Source organism: Gilliamella sp. ESL0443 (assembly GCF_019469165.1).
Taxonomy (GTDB): domain Bacteria; phylum Pseudomonadota; class Gammaproteobacteria; order Enterobacterales; family Orbaceae; genus Gilliamella; species Gilliamella apicola_E.
Genome location: NZ_CP048263.1, coordinates 2,148,318 through 2,167,130, shown reverse-complemented (window position 1 = coordinate 2,167,130; position 18,813 = coordinate 2,148,318). Strand labels below are relative to the sequence as shown.

Genomic DNA, 18,813 nt, shown 5'->3' with positions numbered 1-18,813 from the left:
TTGTTCCCATTTATGTGAAAACAATTACATATCTTTGTCAAAATAAGGACTTGAAATTAAATATTTAAGACTTATATACAAAGAATAAAATACAGGTTTGAGGAGAAACGATTATGGGTAAAATTATTGGTATCGACTTAGGTACAACAAATTCATGTGTTGCAGTAATGGATAACGGCCAAGCAAAAGTATTAGAAAATGCCGAGGGTGATCGCACAACCCCATCGATTATTGCTTACACACAAGATGGCGAAATTCTAGTTGGTCAACCAGCTAAACGCCAAGCAGTAACCAATCCACAAAATACATTATTTGCGATTAAACGTTTAATCGGTCGTCGTTATGAAGACGCTGAAGTACAACGTGATGTTGGCATCATGCCATATAAAATTGTTAAAGCAGACAATGGCGATGCATGGGTTGATGTTAAAGGCCAAAAAATTGCTCCACCACAAATTTCTGCTGAAGTATTGAAGAAAATGAAAAAAACAGCAGAAGATTATCTTGGTGAGCCAGTAACTGAAGCCGTTATTACTGTTCCTGCTTATTTTAATGACGCACAACGTCAAGCAACTAAAGATGCGGGTCGTATTGCTGGTTTAGATGTTAAACGTATTATCAACGAACCAACAGCAGCAGCATTAGCGTATGGTTTAGATAAAGATGTCGGTAACCGCACAATTGCAGTTTATGACCTTGGTGGTGGTACATTTGATATCTCAATTATCGAAATTGATGACGTTGATGGTGAAAAAACCTTCGAAGTATTAGCAACTAATGGTGATACTCATTTAGGTGGTGAAGACTTTGACTCTCGTTTAATTAACTATTTAGTTGATGAATTTAAACGTGAACAAGGATTCGATCTTAAAAATGATCCACTTGCAATGCAACGTTTAAAAGAAGCGGCTGAAAAAGCGAAAATTGAATTATCATCAGCACAACAAACTGATATTAACTTACCATATATCACTGCTGATGCAACTGGACCAAAACACTTAAATATCAAAGTGACTCGCGCTAAACTTGAATCATTAGTTGAAGATTTAGTTAAACGCTCAATGGAACCAGTTAAAACAGCATTAAAAGATGCAGGTCTTACTGTTTCTGATATTAAAGATGTGATTTTAGTTGGTGGTCAAACACGTATGCCAATGGTACAAAAAGCCGTTGCAGACTTCTTTGGCAAAGAACCACGTAAAGACGTTAACCCTGATGAAGCAGTAGCAGTAGGTGCTGCGGTACAAGGTGGTGTATTAGGTGGTGATGTTAAAGATGTATTATTACTTGACGTAACACCATTATCATTAGGTATTGAAACAATGGGTGGTGTAATGACTACCTTGATTGAGAAAAACACAACTATTCCAACTAAACATAGTCAAGTGTTCTCAACTGCTGAAGATAATCAATCTGCGGTAACCATTCATGTGTTACAAGGTGAACGTAAACGTGCAAGTGATAACAAATCATTAGGTCAATTTAACCTTGATGGAATTCAAGCTGCACCACGCGGTATGCCACAAATTGAAGTAACATTTGATATCGATGCTGATGGTATATTGCATGTATCAGCAAAAGATAAAAATACTGGTCGTGAACAAAACATTACCATTAAAGCTTCTTCAGGATTAAGTGAAGAAGAGATCCAAAAAATGGTAAATGATGCAGAAGCAAATGCTGATGCTGACCGTAAATTTGAAGAATTAGCTCAAATTCGTAACCAAGCTGATCATCTTGTTCACTCAACTCGTAAACAAGTGACTGAAGCTGGCGATCAATTATCAGCTGATGACAAAACCGCTATCGAAAGCGCCGTGAGTGATTTAGAAAATGCTGCACGCGGTGAAGATAAAGCAGAAATCGAAGCTAAAATTAATGCATTAATGGAAGCTTCAAAAAAATTACTTGAGTTAGCTCAACAACAGGCTCAAGCTGAGCAATCTGCAAGCCAAGCAAATAGCGCAAACTCTGCTGATGATGTAGTTGATGCGGACTTCAAAGAAGTTGATGATGAGAAAAAATAAGCATTAACTAATATGTTTTTTAATGAGTTATTTCAACGAGTTTTAAACATGTAAAACATTAAACGGGCGCGAGGTAACTCAAGCCCGTTTAGTTGTTTATATAATGATTAAAGTTAAAGGTTAATTATGGCGAAGAAAGATTATTATGAAACATTAGGCGTAAGTAAAAGTGCTACTGAAGCTGAGATAAAAAAAGCCTACAAACGCCTAGCCATGAAATATCATCCGGATAAAAATCAGGATAATAAAGCAGAAGCTGAAGCGAAATTCAAAGAAGTCAAAGAAGCTTATGAAATCTTAACCGATCCACAAAAGAAAGCCGCTTATGATCAGTATGGACATGCTGCTTTTGAACAAGGTCAAGGTGGTGCTGGAGGCGGTGGCTTCGGCGGATTTGGTGGTTTTGGTGGAGGTTCTGCATTTGATGATATCTTCAGTGATTTCTTCGGTGGTGGGCGAGGACGTGGTCAAACCGCATCACGAGGCGATGATTTACAATACAACATCTCATTAACGCTAGAAGAAGCAGCAAGTGGCGTAAGTAAAGAGATAAAAGTACCAACATGGGTAACTTGTGATGTATGTCATGGACAAGGAACAGAAAAATCATCAGATGTCGTAACGTGTGATACATGTCATGGCGCTGGTGTTGTACAAATGCGACAAGGCTTCTTTGCTGTACAGCAAGAGTGTCCAACCTGTCACGGCCGTGGAAAAATCGTTAAAAATCCATGTAAAAAATGTCATGGTGAAGGGCGTATTCAGAAAACGAAAACACTATCTGTTACCATCCCTGCTGGTGTGGATACCGGAAACCGTATTCGACTTTCAGGCGAAGGTGAAGCGGGACTTAATGGCGCCCCAGCTGGCGATTTATACGTTCAGGTACAAGTAAAACCACATGCAATCTTTGAGCGTGATGGAACAAACTTACATTGTGAAATTCCAATTAACATTGTTCTAGCATCACTTGGTGGTGAAGTTGAAGTACCAACACTAAATGGTAAAGTCAGCTTAACCATACCAGCTGAAACTCAAACAGGTAAAATGTTCAGATTGCGTGGAAAAGGAATTAAATCATTACGCGGCAGCACAGTAGGTGATCTATACTGCCACGTAGTGGTTGAAACCCCAGTAAACTTAACTGGCAAACAAAAAGAGTTACTAAAAGAATTGGGTGAAAGTTTCAAAGCGGACAAAAACTCAAAACACAGCCCAAAAGAAAAAAGCTTTTTTGATAAAGTGAAAAAGTTTTTTGGATAAAAAAATATCACTTAATAGCGAAGCAGGGCTTCGCTATTTTTTTGACACTCAAATAAGATTAAATGTATCTGTAAATATTGAATGTAAATTTGACCCGGTGCAGTATTTAATTGGGTGAAATAAAAGCTAAATTAAAAGTTAAAAAAACCCAGCATAAAGCTGGGTGAAACTTATTGTCAAATAAGAAACTTAGATTTTAGTTGTAAAAGTACGAGCAATAACATCGCGTTGTTGTTCAGCTGTTAACGAGTTAAAACGAACAGCATAACCAGAAACACGAATAGTTAATTGTGGATATTTTTCTGGATGTTGAACAGCGTCTTCTAAAGTCTCACGACGAAGAACGTTCACATTTAAATGTTGACCACCTTCAACTTTAATTGTTGGCGCTACATCTAATGGAATTTCACGATATTCGATTTGACCAAGTTCAGCAGTTGGGACAACTTGATCTTCTTTATAAACTGATTTAGCAGCAACACAACGAGCTTCTTTTGTTGAATCATCTAATAACCAGAATGAGTTAAGTAGTGCTTTATTATCAGCTTTAGTAATTTGGATACCTGTAATCATTTTAAATCCTCCTAATGGATCTGGACGTTATTGTCCTAAACTATTGAGACTAATATAGCACTTTCAAAATTTGATTAAAATCAAAAAAAACTATTAATCTGATAAGTTTTACCGTTGATTAGCTTTTTAATAACTGGTCAGTAAAAACATCAATTATATCTGGAAGTTAAAAATCAATATAGATATGCCTATTTGAAAATTTTTTATTAGGTACTGCAATGGGCAGCAACTTAGAATGTTACAAACCATTAACTTTGATGTGATATGGTTAATACATGGTAATTTTGTGTTTAACTGAATATTTAAGAGTGTTTATTTAATATCATCCAACATTGATTAGCATTAGGCTTATTATTATTTTTAGGTATAATTATTACCAACGCAGTACTAGATAAAATAATAGTAAAGGCAAAATATGAGTAATCAATTAACCTGGAACGATGTTATTGGCTCTGAAAAAGAGAAGCCCTATTTTCAACATATCATGCAATTTGTTGCCAAACAACGCGCTGAAGGTAAAACCATTTATCCTCCTCAGCGCGATGTGTTTAATGCATTTCGTTTCACTGAATTTAATAACATCAAAGTAGTAATTCTAGGGCAGGACCCATATCATGGTCCAAACCAAGCTCATGGTTTATCCTTTTCTGTATTACCGGGAATCAAACCACCGCCATCACTACTCAACATCTATAAAGAACTCTCAACGGATATTGACGGATTTACTATTCCAAATCATGGTTACTTAGGTTACTGGGCAACTCAAGGCGTACTACTCCTTAACAACGTATTAACGGTTGAAGCTGGTCAGGCCCACTCTCATGCCAAAATAGGTTGGGAAACCTTTACCGATCATGTTATTGCTGCGATCGATAAACATTTGGAAGGCGTGGTATTTTTACTTTGGGGCTCGCCGGCTCAGAAGAAAGGTCAATTTATTGATCGTCAAAAACATCATGTATTAACCGCCGTACACCCATCGCCATTATCTGCACATCGTGGCTTTTTTGGATGTAAACACTTCTCAAAAGCAAATGCGATCATTACACAGCATGGTAAAACACCCATTGATTGGCAACCAAGATTACCGGAAAATAAACAATGAGTAAAAAACGTCGCCCTGGCTTACAAGAAATCGCCAACTTAATCGGCATCAGCAAAATGACAGTCAGTCGCTTTTTGCGAGATCCCAACCTAGTATCAGAATCACTTCGGTTAAAAATCTCATCGGCTATTGATAAATTAGGCTATATTCCAAACAAAGCGCCTGACATGCTATCTAATGCCAAAAGTTATGCTATTGGAGTGGTATTACCCTCATTAACTAACCAAGTATTTGCTGATATTTTAAAAGGTATCGAAATGGTTACTGATGTAAAAGGGTACCAAACCATGATCACCCACACCGGATACAGTGCGGATAAAGAAGAGCTACGGGTTCGTTCATTACTCTCTTACAACATCGATGGACTAATATTAACCGAAAGAATACACAATCCGGCTACGCTCAAAATGATCGAAATATCTGGCGTACCTGTCGTTGAAATAATGGACAGTGTCTCACCCTGCATCGACATGGCGGTTGGCTTTGATAACTTCACTGCTACCAAAAATATGATTCACCACATGATAGAGAAAGGGCGACGCAACATAGTCTACTTCAGTGCAAGGCAAGATCAGCGAAGCATCATACGGCAGCAAGGTTATGAAAAAGCCATGCAAGAGGCAGGATTAACCCCTAAAACATTAGCAACCAAAGAAGCCTCATCCTATGAATTAGGCGCAAGATTTTTACACCAAATACTAAAAGAGTACCCAAGTGTCGATGGTATATTTAGTACTAATGATGATTTGGCGCTAGGCGTACTACTTGAATGTCAACGCATTGGCATTGAAATACCGAAACAGATAGCCATCGTTGGATTCCATGGCCATAAAATTGGTCAATATATGAATCCAAAGCTAGCCTCAATCCAAACCCCAAGAATCGAAATGGGCAAAATTGCTGCCGAATTACTACTAAAACGTATCAATGGTGAAAAGGTCGAGCAAAAGGTTATTGACTTACCGGTTGAATACCTCGAAGGTGAAAGCTTATAAAAAATGAAAAGCGAGTATTCACATCATCAATAATAATGCCTTTATTGGGATTTCGGGTTTTCATGAAATGATAACTCTGCTATAATTACCTCTCAGTGGTTATTTATACCTACTAATTAGATCATCGAAAAATAACACTGAGGCCCCCATGAAAATTGTTGAAGTAAAACACCCTCTAGTTCGCCATAAAATCGGCTTAATGCGTGAACACGATATTAGCACAAAAGATTTCCGAGACCTTGCTAGTGAAGTTGGTAGCTTATTAACTTATGAAGCGACAGCTAATTTACCGACTGAAAAAGTCACAATTCAAGGTTGGTGTGGACCTGTTGAAGTAGAACAAATCAAAGGTAAAAAAATCACCGTTGTGCCTATTTTACGTGCTGGTTTAGGAATGATGGATGGTGTCTTAGAACATATACCTAGTGCAAGAATTAGTGTTGTTGGTTTTTATCGTAACGAAGAAACGCTTGAACCAGTCCCTTATTTCCAAAAACTAACTTCTGATATTGAAGAACGAATGGCATTAGTCGTTGATCCAATGCTTGCTACCGGTGGTTCAATGGTTGCAACTATTGATCTGCTTAAAAAAGCTGGATGTAAAAATATCAAAGTACTTGTATTAGTTGCTGCGCCAGAAGGAATCAAAGCATTAGAACAAGCTCACCCAGATGTCGAACTTTATACCGCATCAATCGATGAACGGTTGAATGAAAAGGGCTACATTTTACCAGGACTTGGTGACGCCGGAGACAAAATATTCGGCACTAAATAAAATCTCAAATTTTAGACCGGTTTTAACCGGTTTTTTTATGCCTACTATTTGATTACAAATAGATATGACTAACATTAAGTGGAATAAGAGAGGACAATGTGTCTAAAACTATCAATAATGATGCATCACAACATTCGTGGCAAGATATTTTTACCGGCGCTCAAATGCTATTTGTTGCATTTGGTGCATTAGTACTTGTGCCATTATTAACCGGCTTAAATACCAATGTTGCTTTATTCACAGCCGGATTGGGCACACTATTATTTCAACTGACCACCAAAGGAAAAGTCCCAGTATTTTTAGCATCATCCTTTGCTTTTATTGCTCCGATCTCTTTTGGCGTTGCACAGTGGGGAATTCCTGCAACATTGGGTGGACTTGTTGCAGCCGGTTTTGTGTTTATGTTTTTTGCCTTTTTGGTCAAAATTAACGGAAAGCACGTAATTGATCGCATTTTACCGCCAGTGGTTACTGGACCGATCATAATGGTTATCGGTTTATCACTTGCACCGGTAGCCGTCAAAATGGCAATGGGAACCGACAGTGGAATACCCGCCGAAAACTATCAATTAATTTTGATCTCAATGGCGTCACTATTAACCACCTTAATTGTAGCTATTTGGGCCAAAGGCTTTTTTAGATTAGTCCCGATCATTGCAGGTATTGTTGTGGGATACGCATTGTCTTGCATAATGGGCATAGTCAATTTTCAACCCATTATTGATGCGCCATGGTTTAAAGTACCAGATTTCACCTTTCCAGAATTTCACTGGCAAGCTATCTTATATATGATCCCAATTGTAATTGCACCGACGATCGAGCATGTTGGTGATATTATGGCGATCAGCGCAGTAACCGGAAAAGATTATACCCGAGATCCGGGCTTACAAAGAACATTGCTTGGTGATGGATTAGCAACCTCAAGTGCAGGCTTCTTTGGTGGTCCACCTTGTATCACTTATGCCGAAGTTATTGGCGCGGTCACATTAACCCGTAACTTCAAAACACGAGTAATGACTTGGGCGGCAATTTGGGCAATTTTCATGTCATTTGTTGGAAAGATCGGCGCTTTTTTAAGTACGATCCCAACAGTTGTTATGGGCGGGATTATGGTGCTTTTATTCGGCTCGATTGCATCAGTAGGTATTAATATATTAATTAAACATAAAGTCGATCTCTCTATACCACGCAATATGTGTATTGTTTCATTAGTATTAGTCTTTGGGATCGGTGGAATGATATTTGATTTTGGGTCTTATGCACTACAAGGCATTAGCTTATGTGGAATTTTAGCGATTTTGTTAAATTTAATTTTACCTAAAAAAAATCAACTGACTAATAACTAGCTGTCAATTATCAAATTGATTAACGGCTAAAAAGTTACTGATTTTACACAAAAAAAGTTGAGGAGCGGGGTTTTTAGCATTTACCCCCCCTTAAAATCAATAAATTGAAAAAAATTCCAAAAAAATAAAATTTTTCTAGAATTAAAAATTATGGTTTTTAAGGATTTGTAAATTTGATATTTATCAATTAAAACATAATTTAATTAACAATTGTTTAGTTCTTTTTCTGAAGAACTTTACAAAGATTAACGATATAAAATGAAAAATTTATTGCGCCATATTTTTCCCGTTATTATACTCCCGAGTCATTTTAGCTGAGTAGCTAAAATTCAACCAATAAATATAAATTAGTAAATAAATCAAATGTTTACTTGACAGGATAGTCGAATATGTATTACAATTTACAAAAGCCTAGGGCAACCTATAATTTAAATTTGCCTAATTTAAACTCTCAGTCTTTTTTTTTTCACTCTAGCTTATTAATCGACGAAAATTTAAGATCACGCATTAGATCGTCACGCGGATTATCATTCCGATCATCTCTCAGATCTAAATTACGCCGACAGATCTTTTTACCGCTAGGCCTTTTACTAATACCTTTTTATTCAAGCCATGCATTAACTTCACAGACAACAAGAAATCATATTCAGGGCAGTGCGCCTTATTTTGTTTATAAAAATGTCGGCGCTAGCATACTTGCGGTTGATACTGATGGTTTACTCAGTATTGCTTTTAACAATGGTGTGCAATACACGCCTTCAACTAATACTTCATCTCCTGAAAATCCAATCGTCTTGCCTATTGCTAACCAACCTGTTAGTGGCATTCACATGTTTATTCCAGTTGACAAAGATTCAGTGGAATTCAGTATGCTTGGTTGGAAGGATGATGATGGCGATACAGACGTTACAGCTACAGGTACTTTAAGTTTATCTGTCACCGATAAATACAACCGAGCTGTACCACGTGATCGAACATTAGGGCCTTGTGGTGCCCCTTATCGTCTTAAATTAACCAGTACGAATGGTAATCTATCCACACGTTATGGGGTTCCTCGTAGTCGTAGTTTCAATGCAAGTACTGTGACTTATTATGTTACTCCTAACCCTGATACTGAACCAGAAGTTTGTTTTGCCAAACCTGTTTTGGTTGCAGATAAAGAAAAGAACGCTGGTCCGGCTTCTATTTGGAATCCTTATAAGGGGTTTTTCACTCATAATAAGCCAGAGTTTTATGATAGAAACTTTCCGACTACGGGTGCTAATAACATGTACTTTGATTTAGAAATTGCTGGTAATAGTCAGCTATTGGCCTGGTCTTCTGTCACTCGGGGAGGTATTACTGCTACTGTGGGCAATTTTACACCGACAAGTGTACGCATAACCTTAACCGGCCCAGTTGCGACTGCATCCCAATGGAATTCTAGTAACCCTGGTCTTATTGCTAAGCCTACTTTGCCGCAGACTTTCGAGTTAATAGGTCATTATGTCCATAATGGTAAGAAAGCTGTCAAGTATGGGTTTGAGATAAAACAATGGTTTGTCAACCGAGGTAAAGCCTATTACACCTATCCTAGTATGGAGTCCTGGTGTAATAAAATTGGTTATCGTATGCCTACGGTTAAAGATTTAACTAATGCAAAACGTTATGAAGTGACTGGTGCTACACCTTCCTCATCAGGTGATTATTATCAGCGTAGAATTGGTGCCAGCTTTATTGCGGAGTGGGGTGATCTAAGCAAATATGAAAAAGCCGACTTTGGTACTAACTGGTTCTGGACCAATGTTATAACTCCTAGCAATGAGTATAATCGGTTTATTGTTCACCCTGATGATGGTCATACACATTGGGCTTATATTGGCTCTGCTGTCACTTCGGTAGGGCTTTGCACTTTGCCTTAGCATGGTCGTACAATAAAAGCAATTTTGTGGGCATAGCCCACATAACCCCCACCTTGGTGGGGTTATTTTTGCGTTTTTTATTGTAATAAAGTTGAGGAACGAGGTTTTTGATATAAAAAAACTCACTTATTGGTGAATAAGTGAGTTTGATTAACTTTGTCGAAACTATTTAACTGGACGCATAGTTGGGAATAAAATGACATCCCGAATGGTATGGCTATTGGTGAATAGCATTACGGTTCGGTCAATCCCAATTCCTAGCCCTGCTGTTGGCGGTAAGCCATGTTCTAATGCGGTGATGTAATCTTCATCATAAAACATTGCTTCATCATCACCCGCGTCTTTTTGTGATACTTGGTCAGCAAAACGTTGTGCTTGGTCTTCGGCATCATTAAGTTCTGAGAAGCCGTTACCAATTTCACGTCCACCAATAAAGAATTCAAAGCGGTCTGTTACAAATGGGTTTTCATCGTTTCGACGAGCAAGTGGTGAGACTTCTGCCGGGTATTCGGTGATAAATGTTGGTTGAATGAGGTTAGCTTCAGCCACTTCTTCAAATATTTCAGTTACCACTCGACCAAGTCCCCAGCCTTTTTCCACTTTGATTCCCACTGCTTTTGCAATCGCACAAGCTTTGTCAAAATCATCTAAATCAGCATTATTGGTTTCTGGGCGATAATGGCAGATTGCTTCACGCATGGTCATTTTGATAAATGGTTTGCCGAAATCAAAAGTATGTTCGCCATATTGCACTACTGGATTCCCCGTCACGGCAATGGCTAAACGACGGAATAACGCTTCAGTTAATACAATCAAATCTTTATAATCAGCATAAGCCATATACATTTCCATCATGGTGAATTCAGGATTATGTCTTGGCGATACCCCTTCGTTTCGGAAATTGCGGTTGATTTCAAATACACGCTCAAATCCACCTACCACTAGACGTTTTAAGTAAAGTTCTGGCGCAATTCGTAAATACATGTCTAGATCAAGCGCATTATGGTGCGTAATAAATGGTTTGGCTGATGCACCACCTGGGATGACTTGCATCATTGGGGTTTCAACTTCCATAAAGTGGTTTTCTAACATGAAGTTACGGATTTCAGTTACCACTTTTGAGCGCGCAATAAAGGTGTCACGTGATTGTTGATTAGTAATTAAATCAAGGTAACGTTGACGATAGCGCATTTCTTGATCTGCTAAGCCGTGGAATTTATCGGGTAATGGGCGTAATGCTTTTGTTAGTAGGCGGATTTCTTCACAGTGGATTGATAGTTCGCCTGTTTTGGTTTTGAATAAGTAGCCTTTAGCACCAACGATGTCACCAAGATCCCATTTTTTGAATTGTTCGTTGTAGTAGTTTTCGGGTAGATCATCACGCGTGACATAGAGTTGGATTTGCCCTGCAACATCTTGTAATGAGACAAATGAAGCCTTACCCATAATACGGCGCATCATCATTCGACCCGCAACGGTTACAATAATTTTGTTTTCAATTAACTCTTCGTTAGTTTTTTCATCATACAATTTATGAAGATCGCTTGAAATTGCGTCACGACGGAAATCATTCGGGAAAGCAATGCCTTGTTCGCGAATTGCAGCTAGCTTTTCACGACGTATTGTAAGCTCGTTATTTAACTCTTCAATATGGTTTTGTTGCTCTTGCTGTGTTGACATAATTTTACCTTTTATTTATTACCAGTTATAAACCGGCTTTTAAGCTTTCTTCAATAAATTGATCTAAATCGCCGTCTAATACGGCTTGCGTATTGCGTGTTTCAACGCCTGTGCGTAAGTCTTTGATTCGTGAATCATCAAGTACATACGAACGAATTTGGCTGCCCCAACCAATGTCGGATTTGTTTTCTTCCATTTGTTGTTTTTCGGCATTCTTTTTGTGCATTTCAAGCTCATACAGTTTTGCTTTTAACTGTTTCATAGCCTGATCTTTATTACTATGTTGCGAGCGGTTATTTTGACATTGTGTCACAATTCCGGTTGGTACGTGGGTAATACGTACAGCAGATTCGGTTTTATTGACATGCTGACCACCCGCGCCCGATGCCCGATAAACGTCGATACGTAGATCGGCTGGATTGATGTCGATATCAATATTGTCATCAACCTCTGGATAGACAAATACCGATGCAAATGAAGTATGACGGCGGTTTCCTGAGTCAAATGGGCTTTTTCGTACTAAGCGGTGCACACCGGTTTCAGTGCGTAACCAACCATAAGCATAATCGCCGGTTACTTTGATTGTGGCTGATTTTATGCCAGCTACATCGCCGTCTGATACTTCCATCACTTCGGTTGTAAAACCTTTCGATTCAGCCCAGCGTAAATACATTCGCAGTAACATTTCAGCCCAATCTTGGGCTTCAGTTCCCCCTGAGCCTGATTGGATATCTAAGTAACAGTCAGCACTGTCATAATCACCCGAGAACATTCGGCGAAATTCAAGACCGGCTAGCTTTTTTTCGAGTTGTTCAACTTCTTGATTGGCTTCGTCAAAAGTGTCTTGATCTTCTGCTTCAATAGCAAGTTCAAGTAGCCCTTCGACGTCGTCCAGACCTTGTTCTAAGGTATTGATGGTATTGATGATATCTTCTAGCGCAACGCGTTCTTTGCCTAATGCTTGTGCCTTTTCTGGATCGGCCCAAACTTCGGATTGTTCTAGTTCGGCATTGACTTCCTCTAGACGCTCTTTTTTGAGGTCATAGTCAAAGATACCCCCGAATGACATTCGTTCGTTCGGTTAATTCGGTTATTTTTGATTTGATAGGATTAATTTCAAACATGTTTTGCTGTTTTTGCTGTTTTAAACTAATCGTACATTGTAACGGATTTAAGTATAACTTAGCAATGACTTTGCTTTAGCCATTTGAGTAAATGCGATCGTTTAACGCTATGCTAAAAAATAAAAATGACGCCTAAAGCGTCATTTTTTTAGGTTTATTTGAGATGATTATTTTTTTGCTTCTGCATATAATTGAGCGACTTTGTCCCAATTGATGACATTCCAAAATGCACCAATGTAATCCGCACGGCGGTTTTGGTATTTTAAGTAGTAAGCATGTTCCCAAACATCAAGCGCTAGAATTGGTGTGCCTGAAACGCCGGCAAATTTTTCGCCCATAATTGGGGTATCTTGATTCGCGGTTGACACGACTTCAAGTTTGTCATTTTTCAATACTAACCACGCCCAACCTGAACCAAAACGGGTTGCAGCCGCTGCTGAGAATTTTTCTTTAAACGCATCAACCGAACCAAAATCTTTTTCTATTGCCGCTTTAAGTTCGCCCTTAAGCTCGGTTCCAATTTTTAGCAGTTCCCAAAATAGGGTGTGATTAACGTGACCACCGACATTGTTTTTAATTCCAGTCAATTTGTCTGCTGGTACTTTGTCTAAATTTTTTAATAATGTTTCTGGACAAAAATCGTTTAATTCAGCAGGTAGGGTTTCTAATAATGCGTTGGCATTGTTTACGTAAGTTTGATGATGTTTATCATGGTGTAGATGCATCGTTTCAGTATCAATATAAGGTTCTAAAGCATCATAAGCATAAGGTAGAGGGGGTAGTGTGTAAGCCATGGAATCGCTCCTTTCATCTATTCGGAATTATTAACTACATTATTTTATGAGTATACGAACTATCAATATATCTCACAAACTATTACTTAGATAGCTGGTGACTATCCTAATTTTCGTTTTAGTTTAAATTTCGTTAATTAGGGTGTTTTTTGATGATATAGCTTTGGCTTGTTTCTATATCATCAAATTTATTATTTTTGGGTCTGTGATAAAAGGCTTAACTTGTCTAGAAACCCAAAAAGCTTTTGATTCATTTCAGAATAGTCATGTAAACGAAGTTGCTGGGGAGTATCAATAAAACGGTATTTCTCGGCTTGTCTTAGGTCATTTTCAGAGTGAGCAATAAGTTGTTCAACCACGTCATGGGTTAACTCCATATGACATTGGAAACCATACACGAATTGACCATAGGCAATGATTTGCCGTGGACAGCCTTCACTATAGGCAATGATTTGGGCATTTGGGGTTAAACCCGGCATATCATTGTGCCAGTGGCCGACCGCCAAACTATCACCGAAATGCGCAAAAAGCGGATTTTTTTTGCCTGCTTCGGTCAACGTAATTGGGAATTTGCCAATCTCTTTTTCCGGACTATGCTCGAAATGTGCACCTAAGGCTTCACCAATTAATTGCGAGCCAAGACAGATACCGATGACTATTTTTTGTGATTTGATTGCCGTAGATATGATGGCTTGCTCGGCTAATGAGTCAAAATGTGGACACTCTTTTTTGGTCGTTGCTGGTGATTGAGGACCACCCATGATAATCAACATATCAATCTTATCTATCTTATCGGGAAGCGGCTGACCAAGATAAACACGAGAATAACTAATGGTGTGTTGATGCATTTTTGCCCATTGCTCATATGCGCCAGGTGCTTCGAAATCTTCGTGGATGATAAAGTGCACATGCATTGGTAAATCTCCTTTAATCTTATCGATCTGGGTTCTATTTTATATCGAATATGGACAATTAAACGCGAAGTTTATTATGAATCTTTTATTATGAAATGTGAAGATTTGGCGTTTTGTGGGGGAGATATTTGGTATAAAAATCTGTTTTAGTCGGATTTAGAATTCGTAAAGTTGGTTCTTGTGAGAGATTTTATGGTTTTCGCGCGAAAATGACAGTCGCTTTTGTTTGATGATAGATGCACATAATTTCTAATACGTTATTTTTGAATAATAAATACTGGGACATTTAAAAAACAATGTCATTTTTTAATTTTAAACTTTTTCTTAAACACTTTTATCCTTCTGAATTTTTATTAATAAATTTTTTAATTACTAATTAAGGTACCTAATTTAGCTAGGCAAAAGAAGCGAAAGCCAATATAAAATTATTAGATAATTTTTCGATGAAGTTCGAGTAAAAATATTGGTCAAATACAACCAATGCACAAAATTGCAATTTTGTCAATAAATTTTAAAAAATATAGATATTTCATTTCACTAATAAAAAATAATGCTCTATATTTCCTCAATAGTTTGATCTTAACGATAAATAAATTAGTTGAAATTTCTTAATTAAAAAGACAAGGTGTGATTAGATGAAAAGTATAAAAATAACAGGAGCTCGCATTCACAATCTTAAAGATGTTGATATTACTATTCCCAAAAACAAATTAACCGTTGCTACTGGTATAAGTGGATCAGGAAAGTCTAGTCTGATGTTTGATATTGTGTTTGAAGAAGGACGTAAAGGGTATCTTCAATCATTAGGAATATTTCCGGGACTTGAAAATGAGAGAAAATTTGCAAGCATAGAGGGTATCGGCCCGACAATTGCAGTTAAGCAAAGCGTTGTACGTCAGAATAACCCAAGATCAACAGTCGGTTCAAAAACAAACATATTCAACCTTCTTGCCCTACTGTATTCAAGTGAAGGGCGGGTTAAATGTTCAGCGTGCAACGAAACTATTGGACAAGATAGTGTCTGCGCTAAGTGTGGACATGAGGAAGAGCGCCTTGAATTAGGCTATTTTTCCTATAATAACCCTAACGGAATGTGTATGAAATGCGCTGGCAGAGGCGCATATTATCACGTTAATATGGAAAAGCTTATTGCAAATAAAAATCCCACCGTTCGAGAGTTATTTAATTTTATCGGGGGCACCCCCGGTATACTTCGCGTCTTGCAAAGACATTTCAAAGACTATATGGATCAGCCTTATTTAGAAATACCGGATGAAATAAAAGAAGAAGTGGTAAACGGACATTATGTCAGCAATAACAGTGCAAATCAAAGCTTCTGCTTATCAAGAATTTTACAAGCTAAACACAAAAGAGGGGAATATTTAAATGGTCTGTACGAAATAACCCTCTGCTCGGAATGTCATGGATATCGCATAGGTGAAGAAGCTCGCAACATATTAATTAATGATAAACATATTGGTCAAGTCGGCAAAATGACTTTAGACGAGGCTAAAACGTTTTTTGAATCGGCATTAGAACTAAACGAAATAACGCAATTTGGGAAAAATCTTCTTAAAGATATTTTGAACAAGACAAAATCATTAATTGCTTCTCGTTTAGGGCATTTATCACTTTATAGAGAAATGTCCTCACTGAGTGGCGGGGAAATACAACGACTCTTCCTTAACTCGCATTTGGAATCCAAACTTGAGTCACTTATCTATATTCTTGATGAACCCACGGTAGGTCTACATGAATCAGAAAAACTTGAACTTTTACAATCTATAAAAGCGCTTAAAGATTTGGGCAACACGGTTATTGTCGTGGAACATGACAGAAGTACGATAGAAATAGCTGAACATATCATTGATATTGGCCCAAAAGCGGGGATTGAAGGCGGAGAAGTGATTTATGAAGGTGATTATGCCGGTCTGTTAAAATGCGATAAATCATTGACAGGACAATATCTTTCCGGCAAAGCAAAAATGCCGGTAAGGATGTTAAAACAAAATATCGATGATTCTGCTATTCCCCGTTTAGTCATTCGACACGCCAAAACCAACAATTTAAAAGATATTTCAATCGCATTTCCATTAGGCGTTCTTATTGGGATTTCGGGCGTTTCTGGAAGTGGTAAAAGCTCCTTGATATCGAACACGCTTACGCCCCTGTTAAAAAGTTATTTTCGCTTAGACGCCAATAAGAACAATACCAATGGAGAAGAAATAGATCTTGAAGAAGAATCACTATTAATCGAAACAATAGCCGAAAGGCTTGATGGCGCAGAAAATATTTCTGGCTTTGCTGAAGTATCGCAGGCACCAATAGGAAGAAATATAAATTCGAATCCTGTTACTTTTACCAAAATATGGGACAAGATACGCAGATTATTTGCAGAACAACCCGAAGCAAAACGGTTAAATTTAACGGCTGGACACTTTTCCTTCAATTCCGAGGGCGCTTGCCGAGAGTGTAATGGTAGTGGACGTAAAGCTATTTTTCCTGAAGGTAGTTTAAAGATGTACGCAACATGCGAAAAATGTAAAGGTAAAAGATATAACAACGAAGCTTTAACTGTCATGTATAAAGGGAAAAATATTTCTGAAATTCTTGATATGCAGATTTCTGAAGCGATAGCCCTATTTAGTGATAATGATGTCATCGTTCGTCCGTTACAGATAATGGAACGGATTGGTATGGGATATATAAAGCTTGGGCAACCCACTTCAACAATGAGCGGAGGGGAAACCCAAAGACTAAAACTCGCGAAGGAATTAGGACGGCAACGAAAAGGTCATATCTTGTATATCATGGATGAACCCACTACTGGTTTAAGTCTTTATGATACAGCTCAGCTGATAAAATTGTTGGATGAATTAATCAAAAGCGGAAACTCTGTGATTGTTATTGAACATAATCATGAAGTTCTTGAATCGTGTGATTGGATCGTAGAGCTTGGCCCTGAAGGAGGATTAAAAGGCGGTGAAATCATTGCCGAAGGAACCCCTAAAGACTTGGTGAAAAATCCAAAATCACTAATCGGAAAATACCTTACGATTTGAAAAGTGGATACTTGATTATGGCTAATATAAAAGAATTAGAAACCATTGATGCTGAATCGGTGGATATGAATCCAGATAAATTGAGAGAGCTGGATATCGCCTTGAATTTTCAACTCGGCATTATTAAAGGAATCGCGATTTTGCGAAAAGGTGGCATTGTGTTTGAAAAATATTTCAAAGGTTACCATGCTGAAAATACTTATCATCTCACTTCAGTAACACAAAGCGTTACTTCCGCTTTAGTGGGAATAGCCATTGATAAAGGATATATAAAAAGCGTCGATCAACCAATACTGGATTTCTTTCCAGAAGCGGAATCCAAAGCCAGTGATATGTTAAAGCGACATCTGACAATCAAGCACTTACTTACCATGACTGCACCCTATTCTTGGAAAAAGAGTGAGCCATTAGATAGGTTGAGAAGGCAAAAGAATTGGACGATGTTTATGCTTGAAATGTTGGGACAAAAAGGCCTGCTTGGGGAGTTTCAATTCAATATGTCTAATGCCCACCTTCTTTCAGCGATTATTACGCGGAGTACGGGGCTATCAACCCGAGAATTTGCCAATAAATCATTATTTAGTCATTTAGGGGTGAAAGAGATCGATGACCAACAGATGAAATCCTTTTCTAAAGAAGAGGTCTATGGTGAAAATATTACTGGTTGGATAAAAGATCCTCAAAATATCAATACTGGAGGCTGGGGACTGTCTTTAACTCTGCGTGATATGCTTCGTTTGGGATATTTGTATTTGAATAAAGGCCATTGCAATGACAAGCCAATCATTTCAGAAAACTGGATAACTGAATCGCTAAAACAGCATACGGAAGATTGTGGCTATATGTGGTGGCTTAGAGAAGATAAGGGGATTAACACTTTTCTTGCGGCAGGCATAGGCGGAACTTATCTCTATTGTGTTCCCGAAAAGGATCTGATAGTGGCAATCGTATCGAAAGTCGACAAGATGATAATCGACAGGTGGGAACTCATGGCGGATTATATCATTCCATCGATAACAGACAGTTAATTTTTTCGTCATAAATAAAATATCCCTTCTGCGATTCATTCCACCAAAAGGCAAGAAGGTTTTACCGCCATGAACTGTCTAACAAAACGTTTTAGGTTGGGATAGGTGCTGTTCGGGCAGGTGCTATAAAGTGAAAAATATAATGGATATTTTGCTCTCGATAACATGTCGATTAGACGCTTTTTTGCGCTAGAGAAAAATAACATCACTATTTAAAAAATAAACT

General features: G+C 38.0%; 14 protein-coding genes. 9 read left to right on the top strand and 5 right to left on the bottom strand.

Annotated features, from left to right (window positions below; all coding sequences use genetic code 11):
* Nucleotides 1-113: 113 nt before the first annotated feature.
* Complete coding sequence (gene dnaK / locus GYM76_RS09865; protein ID WP_220225356.1) at nucleotides 114-2,027, top strand: molecular chaperone DnaK; 1,914 nt, start codon at nucleotides 114-116, stop codon at nucleotides 2,025-2,027.
* A gap of 126 nt (nucleotides 2,028-2,153) precedes the next feature.
* Nucleotides 2,154-3,290: a molecular chaperone DnaJ gene (gene dnaJ, locus GYM76_RS09860; protein ID WP_220225355.1), complete on the top strand. Its 1,137-nt coding sequence runs from the start codon at nucleotides 2,154-2,156 to the stop codon at nucleotides 3,288-3,290.
* Between the two features lie 189 nt (nucleotides 3,291-3,479).
* On the opposite strand, the gene grcA is transcribed toward dnaJ, so the two are convergent.
* Nucleotides 3,480-3,863 (bottom strand): autonomous glycyl radical cofactor GrcA, encoded by a 384-nt coding sequence (gene grcA, locus GYM76_RS09855; protein WP_065563808.1) that lies wholly within the window; start codon nucleotides 3,861-3,863, stop codon nucleotides 3,480-3,482.
* A 415-nt stretch (nucleotides 3,864-4,278) separates the two neighbouring features.
* Between grcA and ung the strand changes: the two genes are divergently transcribed.
* The 5 genes from ung to GYM76_RS09830 all read left to right on the top strand — a co-directional run bounded on the left by ung (nucleotide 4,279) and on the right by GYM76_RS09830 (nucleotide 9,985).
* Complete coding sequence (gene ung, locus GYM76_RS09850; protein ID WP_220225354.1) at nucleotides 4,279-4,968, top strand: uracil-DNA glycosylase; 690 nt, start codon at nucleotides 4,279-4,281, stop codon at nucleotides 4,966-4,968.
* Nucleotides 4,965-5,963: a gluconate operon transcriptional repressor GntR gene (gene gntR / locus GYM76_RS09845; protein ID WP_220225353.1), complete on the top strand. Its 999-nt coding sequence runs from the start codon at nucleotides 4,965-4,967 to the stop codon at nucleotides 5,961-5,963. Before ung ends, gntR begins: the two co-directional genes overlap by 4 nt.
* Before the next feature lie 148 nt (nucleotides 5,964-6,111).
* The gene (gene upp, locus GYM76_RS09840; RefSeq protein WP_220225352.1) at nucleotides 6,112-6,738 is read left to right on the top strand and encodes a uracil phosphoribosyltransferase; all 627 of its coding nucleotides are present in this window, start codon (nucleotides 6,112-6,114) and stop codon (nucleotides 6,736-6,738) included.
* A gap of 110 nt (nucleotides 6,739-6,848) precedes the next feature.
* Nucleotides 6,849-8,084: a uracil-xanthine permease family protein gene (locus GYM76_RS09835; protein ID WP_370632636.1), complete on the top strand. Its 1,236-nt coding sequence runs from the start codon at nucleotides 6,849-6,851 to the stop codon at nucleotides 8,082-8,084.
* A gap of 389 nt (nucleotides 8,085-8,473) precedes the next feature.
* Nucleotides 8,474-9,985, top strand: a complete 1,512-nt coding sequence (locus GYM76_RS09830) for a hypothetical protein (RefSeq protein WP_220225350.1) — start codon at nucleotides 8,474-8,476, stop codon at nucleotides 9,983-9,985.
* A gap of 165 nt (nucleotides 9,986-10,150) precedes the next feature.
* Here GYM76_RS09830 and lysS read toward each other — a convergent pair whose 3' ends face one another.
* The 4 genes from lysS to GYM76_RS09810 form a co-directional block, all read right to left on the bottom strand.
* Complete coding sequence (lysS, locus tag GYM76_RS09825; protein WP_267332127.1) at nucleotides 10,151-11,665, bottom strand: lysine--tRNA ligase; 1,515 nt, start codon at nucleotides 11,663-11,665, stop codon at nucleotides 10,151-10,153.
* Between the two features lie 25 nt (nucleotides 11,666-11,690).
* Nucleotides 11,691-12,789 (bottom strand): peptide chain release factor 2 gene (gene prfB, locus GYM76_RS09820; RefSeq protein WP_324169944.1). Its coding sequence is split into 2 segments (ribosomal slippage): nucleotides 11,691-12,713 and nucleotides 12,715-12,789, totalling 1,098 coding nucleotides; the frame shifts between segments, so codons are not numbered across the junction.
* 167 nt (nucleotides 12,790-12,956) lie between these two features.
* Nucleotides 12,957-13,583: a Fe-Mn family superoxide dismutase gene (locus GYM76_RS09815; protein ID WP_220225348.1), complete on the bottom strand. Its 627-nt coding sequence runs from the start codon at nucleotides 13,581-13,583 to the stop codon at nucleotides 12,957-12,959.
* Nucleotides 13,584-13,774: 191 nt separating this feature from the next.
* Complete coding sequence (locus GYM76_RS09810) at nucleotides 13,775-14,497, bottom strand: type 1 glutamine amidotransferase (protein ID WP_220225347.1); 723 nt, start codon at nucleotides 14,495-14,497, stop codon at nucleotides 13,775-13,777.
* A gap of 635 nt (nucleotides 14,498-15,132) precedes the next feature.
* Here GYM76_RS09810 and GYM76_RS09805 point away from each other — a divergent pair.
* Together GYM76_RS09805 and GYM76_RS09800 are read left to right on the top strand one after the other, a co-directional pair.
* Complete coding sequence (locus GYM76_RS09805; protein ID WP_220225346.1) at nucleotides 15,133-17,559, top strand: excinuclease ABC subunit UvrA; 2,427 nt, start codon at nucleotides 15,133-15,135, stop codon at nucleotides 17,557-17,559.
* A gap of 17 nt (nucleotides 17,560-17,576) precedes the next feature.
* Entirely contained in the window at nucleotides 17,577-18,587 is a 1,011-nt protein-coding gene (locus GYM76_RS09800) for a serine hydrolase (RefSeq protein ID WP_220225345.1), read from the top strand.
* Nucleotides 18,588-18,813 lie beyond the last annotated feature (226 nt).